This window comes from Bacillus badius NBRC 15713 (assembly GCF_001591605.1).
GTDB classification, from domain to species: Bacteria; Bacillota; Bacilli; order Bacillales; family Domibacillaceae; genus Pseudobacillus; species Pseudobacillus badius.
The window spans coordinates 147,406-173,328 of record NZ_BCVF01000003.1 but is presented as its reverse complement, the minus strand read 5'-3'; the positions used below and the strand labels follow the sequence as shown (position 1 = coordinate 173,328).

General features: G+C 45.0%; 23 protein-coding genes and 1 other annotated feature. Of the genes, 12 read left to right on the top strand and 11 right to left on the bottom strand.

Annotated features, from left to right (window positions below; all coding sequences use genetic code 11):
• Positions 1-42 precede the first annotated feature (42 nt).
• Complete coding sequence (locus tag BBA02S_RS02940; protein WP_052477330.1) at positions 43-1,425, bottom strand: APC family permease; 1,383 nt, start codon at positions 1,423-1,425, stop codon at positions 43-45.
• A 113-nt stretch (positions 1,426-1,538) separates the two neighbouring features.
• Positions 1,539-2,924: an aminotransferase family protein gene (locus BBA02S_RS02935; RefSeq protein WP_052477331.1), complete on the bottom strand. Its 1,386-nt coding sequence runs from the start codon at positions 2,922-2,924 to the stop codon at positions 1,539-1,541.
• A 161-nt stretch (positions 2,925-3,085) separates the two neighbouring features.
• Between BBA02S_RS02935 and BBA02S_RS02930 the strand changes: the two genes are divergently transcribed.
• From BBA02S_RS02930 to BBA02S_RS02915, 4 genes are all read left to right on the top strand, one after another.
• Complete coding sequence (locus tag BBA02S_RS02930; RefSeq protein ID WP_041097656.1) at positions 3,086-5,926, top strand: AfsR/SARP family transcriptional regulator; 2,841 nt, start codon at positions 3,086-3,088, stop codon at positions 5,924-5,926.
• A 251-nt stretch (positions 5,927-6,177) separates the two neighbouring features.
• Positions 6,178-8,907 carry a response regulator gene (locus BBA02S_RS02925; RefSeq protein ID WP_041113978.1) on the top strand — a complete coding sequence of 910 codons (2,730 nt, stop codon included), beginning with the start codon at positions 6,178-6,180 and terminating at the stop codon, positions 8,905-8,907.
• A gap of 8 nt (positions 8,908-8,915) precedes the next feature.
• Positions 8,916-9,785, top strand: coding sequence for a CheR family methyltransferase (locus tag BBA02S_RS02920; protein ID WP_052477333.1), 870 nt, complete (start codon positions 8,916-8,918; stop codon positions 9,783-9,785).
• A 19-nt stretch (positions 9,786-9,804) separates the two neighbouring features.
• Positions 9,805-11,829, top strand: a complete 2,025-nt coding sequence (locus BBA02S_RS02915) for a PAS domain S-box protein (protein ID WP_041098253.1) — start codon at positions 9,805-9,807, stop codon at positions 11,827-11,829.
• A 32-nt stretch (positions 11,830-11,861) separates the two neighbouring features.
• On the opposite strand, the gene BBA02S_RS02910 is transcribed toward BBA02S_RS02915, so the two are convergent.
• A complete protein-coding gene (locus BBA02S_RS02910; RefSeq protein ID WP_041113980.1) occupies positions 11,862-13,076 on the bottom strand; it encodes an MFS transporter in 1,215 nt (404 codons plus the stop codon).
• Between the two features lie 292 nt (positions 13,077-13,368).
• Between BBA02S_RS02910 and BBA02S_RS02905 the strand changes: the two genes are divergently transcribed.
• The 4 genes from BBA02S_RS02905 (at position 13,369) to BBA02S_RS20940 (ending at position 16,787) form a co-directional block, all read left to right on the top strand.
• Positions 13,369-13,923, top strand: coding sequence for a biotin transporter BioY (locus BBA02S_RS02905; protein ID WP_041097652.1), 555 nt, complete (start codon positions 13,369-13,371; stop codon positions 13,921-13,923).
• 44 nt (positions 13,924-13,967) lie between these two features.
• Positions 13,968-15,431 (top strand): AMP-binding protein, encoded by a 1,464-nt coding sequence (locus BBA02S_RS02900; RefSeq protein WP_041113938.1) that lies wholly within the window; start codon positions 13,968-13,970, stop codon positions 15,429-15,431.
• Complete coding sequence (locus BBA02S_RS02895; RefSeq protein ID WP_041113939.1) at positions 15,424-16,521, top strand: acetyl-CoA C-acyltransferase; 1,098 nt, start codon at positions 15,424-15,426, stop codon at positions 16,519-16,521. The genes BBA02S_RS02900 and BBA02S_RS02895 overlap by 8 nt, the downstream gene beginning before the upstream one ends.
• A 122-nt stretch (positions 16,522-16,643) precedes the next feature.
• Positions 16,644-16,787: a hypothetical protein gene (locus BBA02S_RS20940; protein WP_169713104.1), complete on the top strand. Its 144-nt coding sequence runs from the start codon at positions 16,644-16,646 to the stop codon at positions 16,785-16,787.
• A 170-nt stretch (positions 16,788-16,957) separates the two neighbouring features.
• On the opposite strand, the gene BBA02S_RS21145 is transcribed toward BBA02S_RS20940, so the two are convergent.
• The 4 genes from BBA02S_RS21145 to BBA02S_RS02875 all read right to left on the bottom strand — a co-directional run bounded on the left by BBA02S_RS21145 (position 16,958) and on the right by BBA02S_RS02875 (position 19,815).
• On the bottom strand, positions 16,958-17,776 hold the full coding sequence (locus BBA02S_RS21145) for an alpha-helical endospore appendage domain-containing protein (RefSeq protein ID WP_174521395.1): 819 nt from the start codon (positions 17,774-17,776) through the stop codon (positions 16,958-16,960).
• Positions 17,777-17,986: 210 nt separating this feature from the next.
• Positions 17,987-18,742: an alpha-helical endospore appendage domain-containing protein gene (locus BBA02S_RS21140; RefSeq protein ID WP_174521394.1), complete on the bottom strand. Its 756-nt coding sequence runs from the start codon at positions 18,740-18,742 to the stop codon at positions 17,987-17,989.
• Positions 18,743-18,899: 157 nt separating this feature from the next.
• A complete protein-coding gene (locus BBA02S_RS02880; RefSeq protein ID WP_041097646.1) occupies positions 18,900-19,382 on the bottom strand; it encodes a hypothetical protein in 483 nt (160 codons plus the stop codon).
• Between the two features lie 13 nt (positions 19,383-19,395).
• Entirely contained in the window at positions 19,396-19,815 is a 420-nt protein-coding gene (locus BBA02S_RS02875) for an alpha-helical endospore appendage domain-containing protein (protein WP_223661909.1), read from the bottom strand.
• A 268-nt stretch (positions 19,816-20,083) separates the two neighbouring features.
• Between BBA02S_RS02875 and BBA02S_RS20135 the strand changes: the two genes are divergently transcribed.
• Together BBA02S_RS20135 and BBA02S_RS02865 are read left to right on the top strand one after the other, a co-directional pair.
• On the top strand, positions 20,084-20,368 hold the full coding sequence (locus BBA02S_RS20135; protein WP_082028142.1) for a hypothetical protein: 285 nt from the start codon (positions 20,084-20,086) through the stop codon (positions 20,366-20,368).
• 115 nt (positions 20,369-20,483) lie between these two features.
• On the top strand, positions 20,484-21,368 hold the full coding sequence (locus BBA02S_RS02865; protein ID WP_041097642.1) for a CotO family spore coat protein: 885 nt from the start codon (positions 20,484-20,486) through the stop codon (positions 21,366-21,368).
• A gap of 2 nt (positions 21,369-21,370) precedes the next feature.
• Here the strand turns inward: BBA02S_RS02865 and BBA02S_RS02860 are convergent, their stop codons facing one another.
• The 4 genes from BBA02S_RS02860 to sspI form a co-directional block, all read right to left on the bottom strand.
• Positions 21,371-21,754 (bottom strand): CotY/CotZ family spore coat protein, encoded by a 384-nt coding sequence (locus BBA02S_RS02860; RefSeq protein WP_231557199.1) that lies wholly within the window; start codon positions 21,752-21,754, stop codon positions 21,371-21,373.
• Positions 21,755-21,930: 176 nt separating this feature from the next.
• Complete coding sequence (locus tag BBA02S_RS02855; protein WP_041113941.1) at positions 21,931-22,494, bottom strand: CotY/CotZ family spore coat protein; 564 nt, start codon at positions 22,492-22,494, stop codon at positions 21,931-21,933.
• A 150-nt stretch (positions 22,495-22,644) separates the two neighbouring features.
• Positions 22,645-23,349: a DUF421 domain-containing protein gene (locus BBA02S_RS02850; protein WP_041097636.1), complete on the bottom strand. Its 705-nt coding sequence runs from the start codon at positions 23,347-23,349 to the stop codon at positions 22,645-22,647.
• Positions 23,350-23,424: 75 nt separating this feature from the next.
• The gene (gene sspI, locus BBA02S_RS02845) at positions 23,425-23,631 is read right to left on the bottom strand and encodes a small acid-soluble spore protein SspI (protein ID WP_041097634.1); all 207 of its coding nucleotides are present in this window, start codon (positions 23,629-23,631) and stop codon (positions 23,425-23,427) included.
• Positions 23,632-23,742: 111 nt separating this feature from the next.
• Here sspI and BBA02S_RS02840 point away from each other — a divergent pair, with 111 nt between their 5' ends.
• Both BBA02S_RS02840 and pheS read left to right on the top strand, forming a co-directional pair.
• Entirely contained in the window at positions 23,743-24,510 is a 768-nt protein-coding gene (locus BBA02S_RS02840; protein WP_041097632.1) for a TrmH family RNA methyltransferase, read from the top strand.
• 43 nt (positions 24,511-24,553) lie between these two features.
• Positions 24,554-24,777: a binding site (T-box leader), on the top strand.
• Positions 24,778-24,880: 103 nt separating this feature from the next.
• Positions 24,881-25,915 (top strand): phenylalanine--tRNA ligase subunit alpha, encoded by a 1,035-nt coding sequence (gene pheS / locus BBA02S_RS02835; RefSeq protein ID WP_041097630.1) that lies wholly within the window; start codon positions 24,881-24,883, stop codon positions 25,913-25,915.
• The last annotated feature ends 8 nt before the right edge of the window (positions 25,916-25,923 follow it).

The following is a 25,923-nucleotide window of genomic DNA, read 5'->3' as shown; positions in this document are numbered from 1 at the left end:
TCTGAAGCTGCCTCTTCTCCTAGAGGCAGCTTTTATTGTACTTTACAAATGATGAAATGCAGAAACCTCCCTTTTGGCTATCTTTACCGTATACGTTAGCAAGCAAAGCCCTAAAGACAGCCAAATCAGCCCAACTAGTTTGCCGATCGGACTAATGCCAAGAAGAATGTAACCGCATACAAAAAGTCCGAGCAGCGGGAATAGCAGATTTGTAACGAACAGCCATCCCTGCCGTTCTCTCCGCCGAAAGTAGAATTCCGTCATAACAGACAGATTTACACAAATAAACCCAAAGAGCGCACCAATAACAATAAGCTGAAATAAAACCGGCAGAGGGATCACAACGGCTCCTATATAGCCGGCGATGGCTAAAGCAACAATGCTGTTAGCGGGCGTTCTATACTTCGGGTGCAGGCGGGCAAAGAACTGTGGCAGCATTCGATCTTTTCCCATGCTGAATAAGATTCGGGAGGAAGAAGCTTGTCCGGCCAGTGCCGTTGATATTCCTGAAACAGCAATAATCAGTGTGCAGACCGCGGCAAGACCGCTTCCGCCTACGGCTGCAGCAATTTCGAAGAAAGCCGTTTCTTGGGAAGCAAATGATGTGAAATCTGGCATGATAAGTGTAGCGAAATACACTTGGCATATATAGAAGAAAGAGCTGATTAACAAAGAAAAAATAGCCGCGCGGCCAACCATCCTCCCTGTCACTTTGGAGTCCTCAGCCATCGTAGTAACCGCATCGAACCCTAAATAAGAGAGGACAGCGATCGAGGCTCCGGTAATAAGTGCATTCATCGAGAACGTATCCGGGTTGTATATGCCTTGCAGGGAAAAGAGGCTGGTCATTCCGCCAGCGGAAACCAGGCTTTTGGCGGCGAAGACGATAAATAATACGAGACTGAAAAACATTAACAGCATCATATAGAGGTTGACCCGTGAGGTAACCTGCGCTCCAAGATAGTTGCTTAATGTAACGGGAACAACAAATAACAATAACAAGATCCACAAAGGAGCCGATGGAATGAGTTCCATGAGAAAAATAGCGCTTATTTTATACAGAAGCATCGGAATCAGCAAGTAATCAAGTAAAATGGCCCATCCAGCTAAAAAGCCCAGCCGCGGATGGATGGCTTGAGAGGTGTAGCTGTAAGTAGATCCTGCTGCGGGAAAAGCCCCGGCCATTTTTCCGTAGCAAAAAGCGGTGAAAATCATAGCGATGAGACCGACAAGATAAGAGAGCACTGCATGTCCATTTGACAGTTGTGTCAGCTCCCCAAAGAGTGTTTGTGCCGAAACAGGCGCCATAAATACCATTCCAAAAATGACAAGATCCCGCGTTTTTAACACCTTTTTCAAAGACTGGACAGATGCTTCAGGCTGAAGAACAGCTGCTTCAGCGGCTGAAGAGTTCACTTCATTCATTCCATGCACTCCCCTCTAAAAAATACCGGCCAGCAAGCTCGTATGCTGGCCGCAGCCAGGCAACCGGCTAAAAATAAATCATCTGCAAGCTGGCGCGCCTAAGCCGTATTCATTTACATGACTCGTTGCTCAAAGGCCTGGATAGAGTCAGATAGTGTGGCAATGATTGTCTCGATATCTTGTTTATCAACAATCAGCGGCGGCGCAATAGCTATCACATTTAAGCCGCCGAAAATGAGCGGGCGAAGAATAAGGTTGCGTTTTGCACATTCCTCCACGACAGCTGGAGCAGCAAATGTAGACGGTTCAAACGTTGTCCCGTTATCCGGATCAGCGAGAAGTTCAATGCCTCCCATCAAGCCGATCGCTCTCGGCTTCGCGGCGATTTTATGGGTATCTTGCAGGTAGTTCAATCCTTTCCAAAGTTCTTGCTCCATTTGCTTGGCATTGTCAACCAGTCTCTCATTCTCAATAATCTCGATATTTTTCAACGCAACGGCACAAGCAGTCGGATGGCCGCTATAGGTGAAGCCATGGAAAAATACATTGTCGGACAGATCGGCAAGCTCATCTCTTAAGCGATCCGTCATCATGACAGCTCCTAATTGAATATAGCCGCTTGTGATTCCTTTAGCGACAGACATTAAATCAGGCACAACCTCCCAGTGTTCGACACCGAACATTTTCCCGGTTCTTCCGAAGCCGGTAATGACTTCGTCTGTCATCATCAAAATGCCGTATTCATCGCACAGCTGACGCACCGCCTGCAAATAACCTTCAGGAGGAATTTGAATGCCGCCCACTCCCTGGACAGGTTCAAGAATCACGCCGGCAATGGTCTCTGGTCCCTCTTTTTCAATGATGCCTCTAATACTGCGTTCATACCCTGGAGCAGAGCTGTCGCCAAGCTCACATTCAGTCTGGTGGGGAAGGGCGTGCAGAAAGTCAGGAGCAATGGCAGTGATCATATTTTTAAATTCAGGTACACCCGTAGCGCTTGTTGCTCCCATCGTCACGCCGTGGTAGCTTCTTTCTAAGGCAATGATTTTCTTTCGTTCCGGCTGGCCTTTCATCTTCCAATAATGCCGGACAATTTTGATGGCGCTTTCATTTGATTCCGAACCGCCTGATGTGAAAAAGCTGACATTCAAGTCTCCCGGAGCCATGCTTGCGAGCTTTTGAGATAAACGGATGACAACGTCATGAGAATTATTGAAAAATGAGGAACCGTAAGCGAGTGTCATCATTTGTTCGCGGGCGGCATCAGCAAGTTCTTGGCGTCCATACCCAACGTTCACATTCCATAAGGAAGACACTCCGTCGAGAAATTCTTTCCCATAAACATCTGTGACGTGAATGCCTTTCCCGTGTGTAAAAATGTGTGCGGGGCCCTTGGCCTGCTGCTCTTTGAGCGGAGTAGTCGGATGAAAATAATGTTTTTTGTCCCATTCAACTAATCTTTCGGTCATCGCCTTGTTTTTGGCCGTTTGAGTTGTCATCTTAGTTACCTCCTGTAAAGTAGATTGTAAATTGAAAAAATTTACTATAAACTGAATATTAAAACAGATCACTTACTGTATTCTTACAAATCAGCGTATTTTTCTTACAATCATAAAAATAAGAGCGGTTATAAATAAGCCTTCAAAGGGGAGGTATTCGAATGAAGAGGATAGAGACGAAGTTAAGAATGCCTGCATGTGCTCCGGCCATTCAGCGCCGACGCTTATTTTCCGAGCTCGATACCCAGAAGCAGCTGTCGCTTATTTCAGTTATCGGTGATGGAGGCTACGGAAAAACAACATTTGTGGCTAGTTATATTCATAAACAACAACACCCGGCTGTCTGGTATAACCTGACAGGATCGGACCGTTACAGTCATGTATTCATTAGTTATTTAAAGGCGGGCATTATGGAAAAAGCCGCTAACAAACGTCTATCTTCCATGGCTTCACCTGAAGATGCAGAAGAGGAGCTCGAAGAACTTCTCTCATTATTGGCTGTCCAAAAAGAGCGTCTCTATATTGTTTTAGATGATTATCAGCTGGTCAATCAAAGCCCGGAAATTCAAAATATTATGAAGCAGCTATTGGATTATAGCTCTCCCTTTGTGACTTTTATCATTATTAGCCGCGTTCGGCCTCATCTTTCTGTTTCCCGTCTGAAAACAGAAGGAAAATATCGAGAGTTCACTACAGCTGATATCGCTTTTACCTTTTCCGAGATAAAAGAATTTTTCCATTCGCTGCATCAGCTGAAGCTTGAGGCACATGAATTAGATTTGATTTACAAAAAAACAGAGGGATGGGTAGCGAGCTGTCAGTTGATATTAGGAATCATTGACAAGATGACGGTGGAAGAACGAACCCGTTTTTGGACGGATTTCCCCCACGTGCAGGATATTTATGACTATTTGTCTTCAGAAGTGTTTGAGGCCCAGCCGGAGGAAATAAGAGAATTTCTGTGCCAGACGAGCTTGCTGCCTGAACTCGATCCAGAGGTGATTGACCAGTTATTAGGGAGGGAGGATGCCACGCTTGTTTTGGAGCGGCTGCAGCGTGAGCAGCTGTTCATAACAAGCGATAGCGGGGGTATGCTCCGGTACCATCGGCTATTCCGCCAGTTTCTTTACCAAAAATATAAAGAACGGGTGTCTGTGCATTTACTTCAGGAGCAGCAATTGAAACTATCGTCCATTTACGAAGCGAGATATCAATTTCTCTATGCCTTTGTTTATGCGGTGGTTGGCAAAGATTATCCAGCAGCTGTCCGGCTGATGGAGATGATCAGTCACCGCTATAATCCAATTGAATCGATGGTATTTCTGGACGGCTGGCTGGAGGAAATGACACTGGAAGAGAACTTTGCGAATAATACACTCTTTCTTATTCGATGTGTGCCCCGTTCAATTATCAAGCAGCTCACTTCTGAATTCGAAAAGAATATTTCTCTTTTAAAAGAGAAAAACAGCAAGCTATGGCTATGCAGCCTGCAGCACAGGCTGGCAACCATTTCTCTAATGAATGGGGAACTGGAAAAGGCAAAGCAATTGTTTTTGGACTCCTTAAGGGGGGCTCAGCGCTTTCAGGATATGTCAATGACCGCTTTGAATTTCAATTTGCTGGCTGAAATTGAAAGGTATTTTGGGCGGCATGAAGAAGCAGTTCAACATGTGAAGAATTCTCTTTTTATTTCTGAAAAGTATGGACAGAAGCACACACAGCTGCATGCGCTTGATACATTGGCAACCATTTGCCTGGATAACCAACAGCTGGGTGAAGCAGAGGTTCATATTCAGCAGGCTTTGACCATTGCCAGACAGCACGACTGCTCATCCTTGTTTTTTATTTATACGACGATGGGCCGCTTGTTTCGTCTGAAAGGCCAGATTGATCGATCGATTCAATGGGGGGAGAGAGCGGCTGCTGTGGCTGAAGAGTACAATATTGATTTTGATATGGGCTGGTCTTACAGTGAGCTGGGAATCAGCTACATGGAAAAAAGACAATGGCAAAAGGCTGAATCCTGCTTGGCAAAAGCGTACAGCGCCTTTCAATTGTTTGCTTATTACCGCTGCAAAGTGATTAAATCCCAGATTGAGCTCTACCGCAGAAAGCAGGATCAGCTGCAAGAAAAGAAAAAGCTCGAGGAGTTTGTTCAAGTTTGCAAGGAGCACCATTTTTATTGGGAAGCAAGCAGCTTAGGGTCAGTAGAGAACGACACGGCTAAAGGGGAAGGCAAGGCCCTGCTCCACATTCAAGCACTTGGCGCGTTTCAAGTTTCCCGCAAAGGAGAGCCGGTAGTCATAAAGAGAAAGGCCAGCCTGCGATTGCTGCAGTTTTTCATTACCCACCGCAATAAAAAAATAGAAAAGGATATTCTCCTAGACTTCTTGTTTCCTGAGGGAGCGGTAGAAGCTGCACAAAATCAATTCCATGTAGCCATATCGACACTGAGAAAAGCACTTGAGCCGGATTTACAATCAGGGGCTCGTTCCCGTTTCATTCGCCGTACGGATCAGCATTATATTTTTCATTCGGCAGAGATTGATTTGGATATAGAGAGGTTTGAACGATTAGTGATCGCTGGCGGAGAAGGGGACTCGCCGGAAAAGATACAGAAGTTGCTGGCAGCGGAAGCATTATATAAGGGAGACTACTTGGAAGAGTATCCGTATGAGCCTGCTTTAGAATCGGATAAAGACCGTATTCGCACTTTGTTTCTGAAGGTATGCCGCCTATTGGCCTTCTACTATGAACAAGCAGGAGAATATGAAAAATGCTTTGCCTACTTTGACAAGCTAATCAGTAAAGATCCTTATCAGGAAGAGGTTTACTTTGCTTATATTAAAGCTTTGTTGAAGAAAGACAGAGAAATAGAAGCTAATAGGATCGTCCGTCAGCTGACGATCCATATGGAAGAGGAAATGGGAGTCAATATAAAAGAACGTGTTAATCAATTGTTTGCTGCATTTAACCGCAGTCTATTGTTCATAAGAAATTAGACTTAGGTGATTAGAATGAAAAGGGACACACTCCTTGCTTGCCACCCTGTTTAATATTGTTTTGTTCCTGTTCAATGGAAAGCTTGTAAATAGGCAATTACTCATTTTTGGAAAAATCTGTTTGAAAATTGTGACCGATGGATTTATGATATAGATGTTATCTACTATTGAATCATTTTCCAAGATCAACCGGCTTTTTCTTTATTACTGTGCATGTTCATAATAATGGACTGATGAAGAAAGGAAAAACAATGAAACTTAGAACCAAGCTTTATATCGGATTTGCTTTTCTTTTTGGGCTATTCGTCCTTTCGTATTTCATTCTCACGGCAATGATGAATCAGCTCGGCCAAAATACAGGCGTTGCCATGAAAAATCACCAGATGATGAATCTGGCCAACACAATTCAAGATGAACTGAATATATTCAGCCGGGAATCAAGAGGACTTTTGTCCAACCCGCCAGAAGAATTAATAGGAGAGTTAGAGAAGAATAGGGAAGAGGCGCTGGTCAATGTCCGGGCAGCGATCGCTTCTCTTGAAAAATTGGACAACCGGAGGCAATCCCAGCAATTGATTCAGGAATTGAAGCGCCTGGGAAAAGAGTATAGCGCGCTTGAGAAAAAAACAGATGCATTGGCCAAGATGGGGGAAGACAAAAAGCTTATTAAGATGTTCTGGTACGACAGCCGGGAAGTCAGAGAGGAAATGACGGAAATTTCCAAAAAGCTTCAGGCTATTCAAAAGAAGACGATCGATCAGGAGCTGAAAAAATCCGCTAAAACATCTAAGCAGACCATCCATATTATTTTTGCCTATATAGTGGCAGTGTTTCTCATCGTTTTGATTGTTATGACCTGGATTGTGCGCAGTATAACAGGAAGTCTTAAAAAGGTAACCTCTGTCATGACCGAGGTGGCTTTCGATCATCCTGATTATCTTCCCCGCATAGAAGTAACAACCAAAGATGAAATGGGGGAGATTGCTCTCGCATTTAATGCCATGGCACAATCCTTGGAAGAGCATGCCTTGCAAGAAAAACAATTAAAGCATGAAGCCGAGGAACGAAGCTGGTTAAGCACGAAAATTGCGGAAGTTGTTCATATGTATCCAGGAATGGACCATTTAGATGCATTGGCTCAGTGGTTTATCAATAAGGTAGCAGCGATTTCAGGCGCTGATTATGGAGTTTTTTATATAAGAGAACAAGAAGGCACCGAGGAAAGGCTGAGAAAGGTCGCCGGTTATGCGGATGCTCAATCCTCTTCAGAAGGTCAGAGCTTTAAATTAGGCGAGGGCATCGTTGGCCAGTGTGCCATGGAAAATCGGATCGTATCTATGGACCCGGTACCTGCCGACTATATCAAAATCCAGTCAGGGCTTGGCTCGGCACCGCCCGCCCATGTGCTGGTTATGCCGGCTGAGTTTCAGGGAAAAGTGCTGGCTGTGATTGAGCTGGCCTCGTTTCAGCCGTTTGACCGGCTTCAGCAATTATTTCTTCAAGAAGTTGTTGGAAATGCCGGGATGAACATTAACCGGACATTAAATCATATGAAGGTGGAGAAGCTGCTTGAGGAATTTCAAGCGGTAAACGAGGAGCTGCAAACGCAGTCTGAAGAACTTCAACTGCAGCAGGAAGAACTGAGAACAGTAAATGAGCAGCTGGAAGAGCAATATGAACAGTCTGAACAAAAGACAAGAGAGCTGGAGCAGATCAGACAGGCGCTTGAAGAAAAAGCGCAGCAACTAACCATTAGCTCTCAATACAAGTCCGAGTTTCTTGCCAATATGTCTCATGAATTGCGCACTCCTCTTAATAGCCTGCTGATTTTGGCCCAGATGCTGGCCGATAATGCTGAAAACAATCTTACTCCCGAACAAATAGAGTATGCAACGACAATTTTTTCTTCCGGCAAGGATTTGCTGAACATGATTAACGATATTTTAGATATTGCAAAAGTGGAAGCCGGAAAAATGGAAGTAGTTTTTGAAGATGTAAAAGTAAGCGATATCAAAGATTTTGCCGAGGCGCAATTTCTTCCTGTGGCCCGAAAGAAAAAAGTTCAATTTAATATTGAAGTGGCGGCCGGTCTGCCGGAAGTTATCCGGACAGATAAGCAGCGGCTCCAGCAAATTTTGAAAAATTTGCTGTCCAATGCGTTTAAATTTACCGAGCATGGGGCTGTGTCTCTGCTTATTCAAAAAGCGGACGACAAACACTCTGGTATGGAAGTGTCTTTTGCGGTGAAGGATACAGGAATTGGCATATCAGAAGAAAATTTGACCTTTATCTTTGAGGCCTTTCGGCAAGCGGATGGGACGATCAGCCGGAAATACGGGGGAACCGGATTAGGGCTTTCCATCAGCAAGGAAATGGCTCATCTATTGGGAGGCTTTATTGAGGTGGAAAGCATCGTGGATGATGGCAGCACCTTCATTCTGTACTTGCCCGATTGCCATAAAGCGGAACAAGCAGAGTATCTTAGCTATCCGCTGGAGGCAGCAGCCGGAAAGAGTGAAGGCACAAATGAAGCGCCTGCTGATGATCTTGCTTTTCCATCGTTATCCTATGAAGAGAAAGAAGAAATGATGGAAAGGAGCACCATGCTCAAAAGTAAGAAAATATTCATTGTCGATGATGATATGCGCAATATTTTTGCATTGACAGCGGCACTTGAAAATTATGGAGCGGAAGTGAAATTTGCGGAGAATGGCAGAGAAGGCATTGAATTGCTGAAAGAAAATCCGAAGGCCGATTTAGTTTTCATGGATATTATGATTCCGGAAATGAACGGCTTGGAGGCCATTCAAGCTATCCGCCAAATGGCTGGATTTGAGAACTTGCCAATTATTGCTCTGACAGCTAAGGCCATGAAAGAAGATCGCAAGCAATGCATTGATGCAGGCGCCTCGGATTATATAAGCAAGCCGATTAATCTAGAACAATTATTTTCCATTATTCAAGTATGGCTATACAAATAGGCGGGGGGATGCAGGTGAGTAAAGCGCTAGGACAGGATGAACAGAATCAATGCCTGCCGCATAAAGAACTGGAGACAGTAGAATTAACTTTACTGCTTGAGGGAATTTATCGCTACTACGGAGTTGACTTCAGAAATTATGCACTTCCGTTTATCAAACGGAGAATTTGGAACAGAATGCAGGCGGAACAGGTCAAAACTATTTCCGGGCTGCAGGAGCTGGTTTTGCGTTGCCCTGCGATTATGGACAGGTTATTTGAAGACTTTTCTATCAATGTCACGGAGATGTTCCGGGATCCAAGCTTTTTTTTGGCTTTTCGCACAAAAGTGGTTCCATTTTTAAGAAACTGTCCATCGATAAAAATATGGCATGCAGGCTGTTCAACGGGTGAAGAAGTGTACTCGATGGCAATCCTTCTTCATGAAGAAGGGTTGTATGAGAGAACGACCATTTATGCAACAGATATGAATACTAATGTGTTGGGGTATGCTCAAAACGGTGAGTTTCCTTTGCGGAAAATGCAGTTATATACAAAAAACTATTTGGCAGCGGGAGGAGCAAGGGCGTTTTCCGAGTATTATACCGCTAGGCAGAAAAAGGCGGCTTTTCATTCTTTTTTAGCTCGAAATATTGTTTTTTCCAAGCATAATTTGGCCGTTGACCGCTCCTTTAATGAATTTCATGTGATCATTTGCCGTAATGTCATGATTTATTTTAACAAGCTGCTTCAAAATCGCGTTCATCATCTTTTTCATGAAAGTTTAGTCCAATCAGGTATTCTGGGAATTGGCAGCAAAGAGGGAATTAAATTTATGAGCATTACAAATTTTTATGAGGAAGTGGATCCGTTTGAAAGACTATATAGAAAGATCCAGTAGCTCTTTATTTACTGACGTGATGCCGGCAAACAGCCATACAGCAGAGCAGGAAAGTGAAGAGGAAATCCCCCACCAAAAAGTCAACATTTTAATGGTCGATGACCACCCGGAGAATTTATTGGCCTTGAAAGCTGTGCTTGCTTCTCCAGACTATCACCTTGTATGTGCAGGCTCTGGTGAAGAAGCGTTAAAGCATGTGTTGAAACAGGACTTCGCGGTGATTTTACTTGATGTGCAAATGCCGGGGTTAAATGGATTTGAGACTGCAAATCTGATTAAGTCCAGAGAGCGGTCCAAGCACATCCCTATTATTTTCATCACAGCCATCAATCAAACGATGGAAAATGTCCTTCAAGGATACAACCTCGGTGCAGTCGACTATATATTTAAGCCGTTTCATCCGGAAACATTGAAGCTCAAAGTCCAGCAATTCGTAAAGATTTATCAAAACCATAATAAAATGAAGCAGCAAAGCGAATTGCGGCGTCAACATGAATTGAAAGAAGTGAATGAAAAGCTAAAGCGTACCAGGTTCCATCTGCGAAAGAATGAAGAATTAGCGAGAGTCATTGGCGAGACGCTGCTCGATACGATTGTTACATTTGATGAACAAGGCTGCATTTTATCGGTAAACCCTGCAATGACACGCATGTTCGGCTACTCAGAAGATGATCTTCTTGGAAAGCCGATGTTTCATCTTATGCCGGGCTTCTCGCCATCATTGATGGATTATGTCAAAGAAATGACCGGCCAATTATTTGAAGCCATTGTAAGAAATAAAGATGGGCGGGAGATACCGGTTGAAATTCAGATTGGTGAGGCTCAAGTGGAGGAGGACTATCTTTTTGTTTGTTCCATCCGCAATATTGAAGAGCGCAAAAAGATGGAAAACGAGCGGAAGCGGCAATATGATCTTCTCGAAAAGCTAGTCGAAGAAAGAACGCAGGAGCTGTCTCATGCGAATGAAAAGCTGAGAAAAGAAATTGAAGAGCGCAAAAAAATGGCGGAAGCTCTCCGGCTATCAAGAGAGCACTTCTACAAAATTTTTCAGTCCAGCCCATGTTTAATTGAGCTTCGAACGTTGAAGGAAGGGAAGTATATTGATGTTAATGCGAGCTGGCTGAATCATACGGGCTATACATATGAAGAGGTAGTGAACCAGACGGCTCCCGTTTTAAAGCTTGCCGGCAGTGACCATTTGGAAGAAGAATGCGTTCGTAATGCAGAAATTCAATATGAAACGAAATCAGGTGTTATCAGGCACGGGTTATTATCGACAGAAATCCTTGATATTCAAGGAGAAAAATGCATCTTGAGCGCCATTACGGATATCACTGAACGGGTAAGGCTTGAGAGCGAGGTTGCCCGGCTTGATCGTTTGTATTTAGTCGGAGAAATGGCAGCCGGCATCGCTCATGAAATTAGAAATCCGATGACGACTGTTAGAGGATTTTTGGAGCTGTCGAAAAGCGATCCGGAGCATCTGATGATTAAATATGTCGATTTAATGCTCGGCGAGCTGGATAGGGCCAATTCCATTATCACAGAATTTCTTAACCTGGCAAAAAATAAAGTAAGTGACAAAAAAAGGCAGTATCTTAACCCGGTCATTGAAGGGCTGTACCCGTTAATACAAGCGGAGGCGCTGATGAACGACAAGTTCGTTTCCTTGCAGCTGGATGAATGTCCAGAGCTGTATTTAGATGAAAAAGAAATTAGCCAGCTCATTTTAAATTTATCACTGAACGGCCTTGAAGCGATGAGTTCGGGCGGCAAGCTGACATTAAAAACATACACAGAAAAAGGTGCGGTCGTGCTGGAAGTAAAGGATGAAGGGGATGGAATTAAACCGGAATTTCTTGAAACTATCGGCACACCATTTTTTACTACGAAAGATACCGGAACAGGTCTCGGGCTTGCTATTTGCTATAGCGTGGCTGAAAGGCATCATGCTGTGATTGACTTGAAAACAAGCGAGCAAGGCACCACCTTTTTTATCCGATTTGCGATGGCTGGAGAAAATCAAAGCGAGGCCACTCCATAAGTGTCAGACACTTTGGAATGGCCTCGTGTTTTTTATCTGATGGTAGAGCGGGAGGCAGAAGAGGAGCTGCGTTTTTTCTTCAGGCTCCGTGACCATTTGATACAGATCAGCAGCGTAATCAAAATAATAATGGTTCCGAAGATATAAGGAAGGGCCATATTCATATCAAATAAAGCACCTGCCAGTGCCGGACCGACCATGTTGCCAATGCTCATATAGGCATTGTTCATCCCGGCGGCAAACCCTTGTTCACTTCCAGCCATTTTCGACACGGTTGTGTTGATGGTGGGACGCAGCAAGGAAGCAGCTGTAAAGAAAAAAGCCGATACAATAAGGACTGAAGCAAACCCTTTGGCAAAAAGCAGGGCAACCATCGCTGCTGCCGCGACAATTAGCATCGTATTCATGACCCGTATTTCTCCGAAGGTCCGCAATGCCCAGTCTAGCACAAAGGCTTGCACGATAACGCCGATTAGGCCGCCGACCACCATCAGCATGGAAATATCAGATGGACTAAACCCAAACTTTATATTCGTGTATAAGCTGATGGTTGACTGATAATTAGCAAGGCCAAATGAAAGCGTGAACATCATCACTAAAAGAATAAAGTACGGTTTTTTGGCCGAAAGGGCGAGCTGTTTAAACAATGGCTCGCGCTTTTTTGATTGGGTCGGTGCGCCGGTACGTGCCGGTTCTTTCAAAAACAGAATGGATAAAGCGGCCGCCAAAGCTGCGGCAGCTCCGGCAATAAAAAAAGGCGCACGCAAGCCAAGCGCTGAAAGAAAGCCGCCGATTCCCGGGCCGACAACAAAACCGAACGACATGGAGGCGCCAAGCCAGCCCATCCCTTTGGCGCGGGTATCCACAGTGGTAATATCGGCGACAAACGCCATCATGGAAGGGATCATAAAAGCGGCTCCGATGCCTCCGAACACGCGCGATAGGTAAAGCAGGCCGAGCTGCTGGGAAAAAGCGAATAAAAATTGGGAGAAAGAAAAAAGGATCAATCCAAATACAATCGCTTTTTTGCGCCCGAGCCGGTCGGACAGGTCCCCGGCAATCGGAGAGACGATAAATTGTGCAAAAGCAAATGTAGCTATTAATAGGCCAAAGGTTTTTCCGCCGGCACCAAAGTCTTGAATAATCGTTGGCATGATCGGAATGACAAGACCGATCCCTGTCATCACAATAAACATATTGGCCATCAAAATAAAGAGGGGGAATTGTCGTGCACTTTTTTGTGCCATTTTATCAACCTGCTTTCTTTTCACTCTCTTTCCTTATTAGTGGACAGTATCCATTCATTGCCCCTGATATGCTCTATCACACGTTCTTCTTAGGAGTATCTAAGGTTAACACAATTTTAGTTTATTTACATTAAAAAAGCTTCGTATAACGAAGCTTTTTTGCTTTTGACTAGATAGTCTAGCCGGATTGAAATGTCAACCTGTTTAAAGTATAGTTGACAAAATAACTATTTATCTAATAAACTGACAGTGTTTTCTGATGATTACATAAGTAGAATGGGGAGGAATGGAAATGAAAGCAAAAGATATTACGTACGTGGCCCTCTTTGCGGCTGTTATGGCTGTATTAGGGCTGGTGCCGCCGATTATGCTGTCATTTACTCCGGTGCCGATCGTGCTGCAAACATTGGGAGTGATTCTTGCAGGAGGAGTGCTGGGGGCCCGGCTTGGTTTTATGAGCCAGGTAACGTTCTTATTGCTTGTAGCTGCGGGACTGCCGCTTTTATCCGGCGGACGGGGAGGCATCGGCGTATTTGTTGGTCCAAGCGCCGGTTATTTGTTTAGTTATCCAATTGTTGCTGCTTTGCTGGGCTTTTTGCTTTCACGTTTTCAAGTCGTAACATTCAAAAAAATATTGCTCGTTAATTTAACTGCCGGGGTATTTACTCTTTATTTGTTCGGTGTGCCGGTCCAAGCGCTGGTGATGGACTTGCCGCTTATTCATACGGTCAAAATCAGCCTCGTTTATATTCCAGGAGATTTGCTTAAAGCTGCAGTCGCTTCCTACCTAGTGTTTAAGTTGAGGAAGTCGGCGGTGATCGCCAGGCAGTTTGCGAAAGCAGGATAACTCTTGGAAGCAGGGGCTTTCTGATTAAGAAAGGGAGAATGATCATGGCTTCGATGACTTCTATATATGCCGAGCACGCTGCCCGCCGTCCTGAACAGCTGGCAGTCAAAACAGCGGATCGGGAAGTGACATGGCGCCAGTGGCACCGGCTCGTTTTGCAGACGGCCGGCTGGTTTCATTCTAAAAGAAAACAAAATAAGACAGTAGGCATTTTTATGGAAAATGGCCTGCCTTTTTTGCAGTTGTTTACCGGGGCAGCTGCCGCGGGCTGGACTGCCGTTCCATTGCATCCGAAGTGGAGCCGCGATGAATTGGATAAACGCCTTCGCATTTGTTCTCCAGCTATTATTGTGATGGCAGACAATCTGGCTGATCGCCATTTCCTCTCGAAGACAGATGTTTTCTCGTGGGAGAAAGCCTCAGAAGAAATGCAGCTCCTTCCAGCTGATCCGGTGGAAGAGGCGCAGGAGGATTTGCCGTTTTATATGGGATTTACATCCGGGTCTACCGGGGAACCAAAGGCATTTATCCGTTCCCAGCAGTCTTGGCTAGCCAGCTTTGCCTGCAGCAGGCATGATTTTTCCCTGAATGAACATGAATATGTGCTTGTGCCTGGAGCGCTGATTCACTCTCATTTTCTTTACGGGGCAGTCAGTACATTATTTTTGGGTGGCACTGTACATTTATTGGAGAAATTTTCTCCTGCCGCTGTTCTGCATGTAATGAAGAAGGAGACGGTGACAGTTGTTTATCTTGTTCCAACAATGATTGAAGCCCTTTTAAGAACGAACACAATCGTGGAGAAACCGTTCACCGTTATTTCCTCCGGCGCTAAATGGGAAAAAGATTCAAAAAGACGAATACGCATGCAGTTCCCGCGCTTGAAAATGTTCGAGTTCTACGGGGCGGGGGAGCTAAGCTTTGTCACGTTTTTGTCCAACAATGAAAATGGGGAAAAGCCTGATTCAGTTGGCAGGCCTTGTTCAGGTGTTGCCATTCAAGTTCGAAGGGAAAATGGGGAAGTCGCGGCTCCGTATGAGAGCGGGAAAATATATGTCAAAAGCGAATTAGTGTGTACCGGCTATCTAACAGCCAGAGGAATCCAGCCTTTGCAGGACGGCCAGGGCTGGAGCACCGTCGATGACATTGGTTATTTAGATAATGAGGGGTTTCTTTACATCAAAGGACGGGAGAAAAATATGATTTTATATGGGGGCATCAATGTTTTTCCGGAGGAAGTGGAAGCTGTCCTGTCGCTGCACCCTAAAGTTGAAGCAGCTGTGGTGATAGGGATGAAAGACCCTTATTGGGGAGAAGTCATTGCTGCCGTTATTAAAGGGAGCGCTGCGAAGCAGGAGTTGAGGCAGTTGTGCAGAGAGAGAGTAGCTTCTTATAAAGTTCCGCGTAAATGGTTTTTTCAAGAGGAGCTGCCGATGACAGCCGGGGGAAAGATTGCAAGAGCCCAATTAAGGGAAGAGCTCGAAAAAAAGGAAGATTCCCATGTATAATGCAGTAATTGTTCAAGCCAAGCGGACGCCGGTTGGAAAGAAGAATGGGATATTTAACAAACGGCCCCCTCATGAGCTTGCTGCTCCTGTACTCCGTCATCTTGGAGAACGAGTAGCATCTGAAATCGATGACGTGATTTTAGGAAATATCGTCGGTCCGGGAGGGAATATAGCCCGACTGGCTGCTTTAGAGGCGGGCTTGCCGCTTCATGTTCCTGGATTAACCATTGACCGCCAATGCAGTGCAGGACTTGAAGCGATCCGGCTGGCCTGCTGTTTGATCAAGGGTGGTGCCGGGAAGGTCTATTTAGCCGGTGGAACAGAAAGTACAAGCACCTCCCCGTATCCGGCCCGCGCCCGTTTCGCTCCTGACAGCATTGGGGATCCGGATATGGGGGTTGCGGCCGAATATGTAGCCCGAGATTATGCAGTTTCGAGAGAACAACAGGATGAATGGACAAGAGTCAGCTATGAACGAAGCTGGGCCGCCTTTGAACAAGGCCTATATGAACAGGAGATTGTGCCTGTCGGCTCCTTGGAGACAGATGAAGAATTTCATAAGAAGCGGGATATTGAGAGACTTGCTAAAAGAGCGAAAGCAGTCTTTCAAACAGAGGAAGGGACGGTTACGGCGGTAAATAGCTGCGGCATCCATGATGGAGCCAGTGCTGTACTTATTATGGAGGAGAGAACCGCACAGGTCCATCAATTTGAACCGATCCTTCGTTTTGTTGATAGTGAGGCTGCTGCTGTTCATCCGCATCATCCTGCTATTGCTCCGGTTCCAGCGGTCAGCAGACTGCTGGCTCGCCGCCAGCTTTCAATCGATGAGGTAGACCTGATAGAAATCAATGAAGCCTTTGCCGTGAAAATAGCTGCTTGTGCCCGGGAGCTTTGCATTCCCGGCGATAAATTAAATGTACGCGGAGGGGCGCTCGCACTCGGGCATCCGTACGCGGCTTCAGGGGCAATCCTGGTTACAAGGCTGTTTTATGAGACACAAAGAAGGCCGGGAGTTCGCTATGTATTAGCCGCCTTGGGAAGCGGCGGCGGAGTTGGCACAGCTGTGTTGTTTGAGGCCGTCCGCTAATCAGTGAGAAGGGAGCCATTTAGCTGTCCTTTATGCCAAAACCAAATAAGCAGCGGAAGGCGTATAGTTCTCTGCCGGACCGTGCACAATAAAGGGCAGTTACATGAAAGGAGCCCCTGACTATGAGCGTATACGAGCGTTTTCCGGTTGCCGACCTGGATGAACAAGATCTTCAAAAAGTGCAGTCACTTGAGAAGGAATTGCGCCAGCAACGTGGCGAAAACATAGTGCTGATTGCTTATGATGAAGAAAACGGGAAAAAGTAAATCGGACGTTGAGCGGCTAATCAAAAGGTTCTTTTTAACAGCTTTCTATATAGCAGCATCCCGCACAGCTAAGCGGGATGTTTTTATTTTATGGAGAGGTCAAGCTGGCGGCTTCAGCAGAAAAGGCCATCGAAATGGTTTCGACAGCCAGTGAAGCAGTTATTTCAGCTTTATCCGTTACAAGGGTCGATAGTTACTAAAGGATTTACGTCACCTGGCCCAGGCGTGATTACAGCACTAAATACGTCAAAAGGTGCTTGCTGATTGGTTGCCGTAAAGGTAAGAGTGCTGCCATTGTTTGAAATGATTAGTGTGAAGTTATAGATACTTCCGCCTCGGCGGATCGTTCCAACGATCGTCGCTGTATTGGCTTCCGGATCACACGCAACAATTCGTTCGGCGCGCCCTTGTGTAAAGTTCACCGTGATTTCATTAGGAGGAGGAGTTGGATTCGCAAGGTCAAAGCTAAAGTTAATATTGTTAACATTAACATTGCATGACTGGCCGCATAGTTCAATCGTGTAAGTTACATTTGTTGCGGCAGGACCTGGTTGGCCGTTAATGGTAATCACTGCTTCTGGACTTATCCCCGGGCCTCGGCCTCTTTCTCCTGTTATCGCACATAGACATTCTGCCAAAGGAGGGGGCGGTGGAGTCGGCGGTGTAAATTCTTGGGCAAATTCAATGACATCCTGAAGCTTTGCGAGCAAAATAAACTCTTTATGCATCGCAAACTTGAGCATTTTTGTCACGTCCCGGTTTACACGAAGCAAATCTTCAAGGGTCGTAGCTAAGGGGTCACCAATTGGTGTAGTAGATCCCGGCAAAGCAAGCGTTCCTAAAGCCCTCTGCAGCTTCTCTGCCTCAGCATTCACTAAATGAGCCAAGCCCAACTCTTCAAGACCAATAGAAGCTAATAATAGATTAATGACTTCTTCGCGATCGATATCAATAGTAGGATTGATATCGGGAATATTTGGGTATCCCATTGATTTCATCTCCTTTCTTTTATAAATACACTGTATACTATGCGGCTTGAGTCAGACGGCTTGTGCGAAAGCCTTCAAAAAACGATTTGATCAACCTGTGTATAGCTAGCTGGAGACATTTAAGTCTCCAGCTGAATGCCCCTTTTGATTTCTTTCTATTATTTTGCCTGGCATCCTGTTGATCTCGCAATTTCTATTCACCATTAAGATTTAAGCGCCGCATTCAGTCACAGTTACAGGGAGATTAGCTACTGTTTCTTCTACGCCTAATTCAGGGATAATGATCGTCACGGTACCGGCTGTTTCATTGGCAATTAAAGTGACTTCAAGCGGAGCAGGGAAGAACGGCGGAGCCGTAATTTGCAGAGTAACAGTCGCTGTAGTTCCATCACAGTTAGCTACTGCAACAGATCCTGGAACTAAAGAAGCGGTGATCAATGCCGGGATAGGACCTCCTGGAGTTGTCGGCAGGAAGATTGCAGCTAAAGTGCTTGCCCCTGTATCACAATCGCAAAGAGTAAAGCCCAATACTAACGTTCCTGGCACGTCTACTGTAACGCCGCCAATCGGCAGTCCGAGAGTGGCAGCAATAGCGGTATCAGGAAGAGCGACGGAACAGGTACAGGCTACAGGCGGCGTTGGGGGTGTAAACTCCTCGGCAAAGTCAATCACATCCTCTAGCTTGGCCAACAAGATAAATTCTTTGTGCATGGCAAATTTCAACATTTTCGTTACATCACGGTTTACCATTAACAAGTCTTCAAGAGTTGTAGCTAGAGGATCTGCTGCTGTATCACCTGGGAGAATCAGCGTTCCTAAGGCTGCTTGCAGCTTTTCTGCTTCGGCGTTCACTAAATGAGCCAAGCTCAGTTCCTCCAAGCCAATGGAGGCCAATAATAAGTTGATCACCTCAACTCGATCAATCGTAATTTCTGGGGTAATATCAGGAATATTTGGGTAACCCATTCATTTCATCTCCTTTCTTATTTTAGGGTTACTATAGAGTATTCAATAAGAAAGGAGGAGCAAGTGCGTTTGCCCCACAGCTTGTCATAGCTTAAAAAATGTGCAGATGTCTAGTATGACACCTGCACATCAAAAGAGGTGCTTGGATAATCAAGAATTAGGTAGAGTCAGCAAGCCAAACAGTTTCGGGTTTGTTTTGATGGGCGCGAAAAGCTTCCATTAGCTCCATCCGCTTTTTGTAAAGATGAAATCCGTGAGCCAGTTCATCTCGGATTTCCTCTCTTTTCCATTGTTTTAAAAAACAAGCATGTGAAAAGCTATATAACAGATGAAGGGTATCAAGAAAAGTATTTGTGTTGAGATCATCAAACTGTTCATGCTCGCAGAAGACAGCATACATCTCTGATTCCGAAAAGTAGTCAGCATAAATAACCAGCCTTAAATACATCAGCCTTTGTAACTCATTTACATGCTTTAGTGTAGAGAAAATAGTTCGTCCTACTGATTCGTCATGGCCTATTTTCATCCTGCCTTTTAACAATAAAGATAGGCGTTCCAAATAATGCAGTAATGATGATTCAAATGTGAAGGAAGACTTTAAAGATGTGAGCATATTTTCCTCTATATTCGGGCGGTTCATAAAGGTCACCCCGCTAGCAGTCGTGTTTGTTCCTGTCCGGGCAGCAGCAGCTGCATATCGGCAAGTGGCAAGAATGGCATGGTGAACAGTTGCAATGGTCTTTGCATTTTTTGGGAGGATGTTCGTGGCAATGTCCGCTGGGATGATCTTGAAGCTCAATGACATTTTCCAGCTTTTTTAACAGCAGCCATTCTTTCATAACAATCGTTTCTAACAGCTGATTAACCGCTTTGTTAAATTTGACGATCTCCTTATTTGAAGGGTTTGTGGGAAAGTCAAGACATTCGCCGACAAACGCTTGGATTTTTTCAGCTTCTGCATTCATTAAATGAGAAAGGGCAATTTCCTCCAGAGCGATGGATTCTAATAGATCAATCGCTACTTCTTTTTTATTCGGCCGATGGGGGGCAGGGGGAATGCTGGGCATACTCATAGATTAAGATCCTCCTTAATATACTTCATATGACGTAGTATATGGAGGCGATTCTAGTTTCGTGACATGACGCCATCTCCTGTTTTTCTGGACGTACCTGTGTATCAAAGTCACTGTGAACCTTTCGGAAAAAATCATCGGCAGCTTGCTCATATTCTTGCTTTATCAACAAAATTATGCCGCCCATTTTGTTTTTTCTAGGACGGACACACAATTCAAGTTGATCACATACAGTAAAGGGCAAGCAAAATCAAAGGGGGCTATTACTTTGCATTTCCAAAATTATAACTTTGAAGAGGAACCGTTTTTTGCGCAAGAGGAATTTAGCAATGTTGATTTAGAGGATGGCAGACAGCAGCCTTATCCAATGCAAATGTATCCGCAATATCAACAGTCTTACCCGTATCCATACCCAACGCCGGGACCAAGACCGCCAATGCCTTATTCTCCTTATTCGCAATATCCTTATTACCATCATCATTACCCTTATTATCATCACTATCCACATTATCCGCAGCCATACCCGTATTACCAGGGGGGATGGGGGCGGTAATGCTGAGGGAATGGGCTGCCTGCATGTCGGGCAGCTTTTTTAAATAGACTTTTCCGGCACAAGCTTCACAACAGCAGGCATATGTATCTTATACACAAAAGAGGAGGGAGAAAAGGTGAAAAAAAGGCTAAGGAGCAAGCGAAGGGAGCCGTCTGGAGGCCCGTTGATATATACAGGCCAACCGTCCGCTGCAGAGGCTCATAAGCCGATGCAGACATATTATCGGGGACAAGAAACAGGCGAGCTGGTTTGGGAAGAAAAACATAAGCTGACAGAAGAAAAGCCGTCCGCGAAAAATGAATTAATCAGCGAGGAACAAGTGAATGAAAAGATTGATGAACCAAGTTATCCGCCAGAAGGGACAGCAAAAAATCTAGCTGAAGACGAGAAGAAAAGCGATTTGTTAGCTGAGGAAGAAGATGTGATAGAGGCAGTTGCATCTTTACAGGAGGACATCAGTCCGGCAAAGGCGGAAGAAGCTCCTGCAGACCTTTTTACAAAAGAAAAAAATTCCGGAGTTGACACGGCTATACATGAAAAAGAGGGGTCCCGTTCATCCGAAGTAACTGACCAATTACTTGCAGTTGTAAACATTTTAAAGCGCCAGGTTACTAAGATGAAAAGCAGAGAGGTTGAACAGAACCCTTTCATTTCAACAGTCGACCTTCCTGATGAATCGGCGCAGGCAGGTCCAAAGAAAGAGGGGGGGAGAGAAACTGAGCCCGCCTTCCAGCAGGATTACCCGGAAGTGAAGCAGGACGTGCGATTGACACCCTTCAAAGAAAAAAGCCCAGTGGAAAAGCTAGAGTTCTTAACCTCCCTTCCTATTCAGTTAAAACGGGTGATTATTGAAGTGAATACAACAAAACAATATTATGTTGGGTTTATTCATCAATTTGATCCAGAAGCAAATGCATTAATCTTAATGAGTACACATACGTTCAAAGGCCGTAAGATTGCCCTTAGCGAGATTACGGATATGAAGGTGATCAGCTTATAATCTCAGTTAATGAGACGAGGATCTAAAATCTGCATGCCGTCAAAAAGCCCAGCGTGCACTTCTACACGTGAGGAAGATTTCTCCAGAAAGCTTGTGCTCTCGATGTCAGCCGCCAACATCTTGTGTATATCATAGGGCTTCAGCAGCTGCAGAGTCACCCGCAGGTCTTTAGAGATATCTTCAATGCTGAAGAACGAGGTCGTAAAGCAAGCGCCTTTTGCTGTTTTCCCAATGTCTCCATAAGCCTTGAATGGGGTTCCATCCATTAAATAGAACAGCAATGGAACTCTGTCTTTAGGCGGAGCAGCAAGGAATAGTTTTTGCACCAACCTAGGCTGTTCAATCGCCTGCTGCAGGAAGTGAATTTGCTGCAGCTGGTTTATCATCCGCAAACTGATCCTCTCCTTCAGCTTTAGTTTTAAAAATTTTCTTCTTAATATGTATGTTTACAAGCAAGGCGTTAATCGCAAAAGTAAGTAGATAAAAAGAAAAATACACCCAGATCCGCGATCCGGGTGTATTTTTCTTTTAGCTGAAGGGCTTTCACCGTTCGAGACAATTGTTAGATGCTTGGCGCAAATACAGCTGGTAAACATGAAACTCCACAGAAGCAATTCAAATCGACAGTGATACAAACTCTTGTACGGCTAAACGTAGGTCCAGTGATAGTTCGCAGACAGTCATCACCTTGCCCAGGCGGCACGATCAAATCATTAGCGGCTGGTCCAAACGTAATATCTTCTGCACATAACAATTCTAATACAGCACAGCAATTCTCTGTATCAACTGATGAAACTCTAAAGAAAGTAGTTGTAATCGCTTGAAGGTCTCCAGGTGCAGCCCCAGCAGAAGTATTTCTCCGGAAGCCTTGAGCGACAAATACGTTTCCGCATAGTCCGCCGCGTTCAGGACCGGCATTTTCTGAAGTTGGATTGGCTGAGCTGCAAATTAATTGAAGTGGCACTGTATTGAAGTTTGATGGAGTTGTTCCGCCTACGAGTTCACGTATAGATTCAGAACAGCTGCTTACACAGTCATCTGACGCAGTGTCTTGTTGATATTCTGCAATTTCTGCTAAAATATCACACACGCAGTGGCCTGTATGAAAATGTTCTCCACAACCCATTCATTTTCCCCCCTTTGTTATTTATTTGACATGTTGTCCTTAATAGAATATGAAGAATGGACAAAATGGCGTGGGTGGCTTACTTAATTTAAAGGAAAATGGACAAAAGTTTATTCTGTTTTTTCGCTTGTCTAAACCGTTAGAGCCGGATTATCTATACAGCCAAATTTTCAATTGTTCGTCTTCGTCAATTGTCGCCAATAAAACCTCTTCGATAGCCGTACGGTTGTTCACCTGAAGTCTGTCTTTGAGCCAGCGCTCATCTTTTCCGAGTTTTTTTAGCTGGGCGCCATCAATTTTTCCGTCTTTGATCACGGCATACGGAAACGAAAAGAGAGGGGGCGGCAGTTGCAAATCCGATAAAGTAACCGGCTGATGCTTTGGATCTAAAAATACAGAGATATTGCCATCCGGCTCCCATAAAGCCAGTGCCACGGTTTGTATATCGGTAATTTTCTCTTTTCTGAGCTGCGATAACAAAAAGTCGATGGATATCTTGGCTTGAGTTAAATTTTTATCGAGAATTTGCCCGTTTTCGATCAGGCTCAAGGGGGCGGGCTCAAACCAGTGTTTGAGCGCAGGTAATTTTAAAGCGAGGAAGGTGCCAATCGTATAGAGCGTGACTAACACGCCGATCGCAATGATAGGGCCTTGCAATTCCAAGCGTTTATCGGATAAGGGGTTGGAAATAATGTTACCGAGTATAAGGGCCATGGTAAAATCAAGCAAACGCAATTGAGAAATAGAGTGCCGTCCGATCAGTTTAACGGCAAAAAGCAGAAAGAAAAAACCGACCACAGCCCGCAAAAGCCATTGAACGGGTGTTAACATATCTTGGGCATAGACAAAGTCCATTGCTTGCTCACATCCTCTATATACAAAGTAAAGATAAAAGAGTGATCCAAAGCAGCTTTGGATCACTCCTGGTGTTTACTTCAGTCCTGCTTCCAAAGTTTGCAGCATGTGCTGCTTTTCCTGCTCATCGGCATTTTTCCAAAATACTTCAAACAAGACGCCAAGACCAGGAAGCATTTTCTCTTCATTACGCTGAATAGCGTCGACGATTGTGTGTTCCAGCTGTTCTTGTGAACTTCCTGACACGTTGGACAATACAGCGTTGCGCAAGTTGAAATTCATCTAGATCGCTCCTTTTCACGGTGATCTTTTTTATTTTCACCGCTCTTGCGATTCATTATGCGGGAAATTTAAGCTATAATGAAGCGGCGAATAGGAAAAGGAGTGAGTGGCGTGAAGTTTATCCAATCCATGAAGAATCCGCAAGTGAAACAATGGAAAAAGCTGCTGACAAAGAAAGAACGGGAAAAAACAGGACAGTATCTTATCGAAGGTTTTCACCTGGTGGAAACGGCGTTAAATTATAAGGAACAGATCATTGAACTGATGGTTTCAGAAGAAGCTATTCTGCCGCCCCACTGGAATGTGGATGATTTGGACATGACGATGGTGACACCGGAAATAGCAAAAACTTTATCGGATACAGAAGCAGGACAAGGAGTGTTTGCTATCTGCCGCAAGCAGGAGCTGCCGGATATACTGGGTGGCCGTACATATTTATTGGTGGATACAGTCCAAGACCCAGGCAATATGGGTACAATGATCCGAACAGCAGATGCTGCGGGGCTGGACGGAGTAATCCTTGGGACGGGCTGTGCTGATCCGTACAATCCAAAAGTGCTCCGCTCTGCTCAAGGCAGCCATTTTCACTTGCCAATTATACAAATGCCCCTTCTTGAGGCAATAGAACAATTAAGAGAAAAGGAAGTGCCGGTGTTTGGGACTTCTCTGCAAGGCGCCTCCGACTACCGGGAAGTGTCCATCATGGATTCATTTGCTCTTGTTGTCGGCAATGAAGGCGGCGGTGTGGACAAAGCATTGCTCGATAGAACAGACCGGAATGTTTATATTCCTATTTACGGGCAGAGCGAATCACTGAATGTAGCGGTTGCCGCAGGGGTTTTGTTGTATCATTTCAGACAATCTTTGAAAAACGTTTGAATTTTCTCCAGACGTTGACTATAATAACGGTAATTACATAATAGCAAAGGCAAGGACAGAGAAGAGTAGCTCATTAGATTTCTTTCAGGGAGAAAGTGCCGAGACTGGAAGCACTTTTAAGAAATGGTGGGTGAAGTTCACCTCTCGAGCCGGCATCAGGACCGCTTCTGCGTAAAGATGCCCCGGTGAAGAACCGTTACTTCAATGAAGTGAACATGCTTAGCATGTTAAAAAGGGTGGTACCGCGACCAAAGCCTCGTCCCTTTCCGGGAGACGGGGCTTTTTTTGTTGGCAAAAACACTATTGATGAGCTTCTGCCGCAAGAGATGGCTTGCAGGCGGTCGTTCTAAAAATAAAGGAGGATGTTCCAGTGGAGCAGCAATTAAAAGAGTTACAAACAGAGGCGCTTGCCAAAGTGGAAGCAGCCGCAGATTTAAAGCAGCTGAATGACATTCGGGTCGCTTATCTGGGAAAGAAGGGGCCGATTACAGAAGTGCTGAAAGGCATGGGGAAATTATCGGCAGAAGAGCGTCCGAAAATGGGAGCGCTCGCGAATGAAGTGCGCGCAGCCGTTTCAGCAGCGATTGAAGGAAAGCAGTCCGCTTTAGAGCAGCAAGCGATCCAGGCACAACTGGAAAAAGAAACAGTCGATGTAACGCTTCCGGGCCGCCCGGCAAGAGCAGGCAATGCCCATCCGCTTACAAAAGTAGTGGAGGAAATTGAAGATTTATTTATCGGCATGGGGTATTCCATCGCAGAAGGCCCGGAAGTAGAAATGGACTACTACAACTTTGAAGCGCTGAATTTGCCAAAAGGGCATCCAGCACGCGATATGCAGGATTCCTTCTATATTACGGAAGATATTTTGCTGCGCACGCACACATCACCTGTGCAGGCGCGCACAATGGAAAAGCATAAAGGCCAGGGGCCAGTGAAAATCATTTGCCCGGGAAAAGTATACCGCCGCGACAATGATGACGCCACGCATTCCCATCAGTTTACACAAATTGAAGGGCTGGTTGTTGATGAAAACATCAGCATGGGCGATTTGAAAGGAACGCTTGAAGTATTTGCGAAAAAGCTGTTTGGAGAAGACCGGGAAATCCGCTTGCGCCCAAGCTTTTTCCCATTCACGGAGCCGTCGGTTGAAGTTGATGTTAGCTGCATGTGCGGCGGAAAAGGCTGCCGGATTTGCAAGGAAACGGGTTGGATTGAAATTTTGGGAGCCGGCATGGTGCATCCGAATGTTCTCGAAATGGCCGGATTTGATTCGCAAAAATATACCGGCTTCGCTTTCGGAATGGGACCTGACCGGATTGCCATGCTGAAATACGGAATAGATGATATTCGGCACTTCTATACAGACGATATTCGTTTCTTAAAGCAATTTGCAGAACATGAATAACTGGAGGG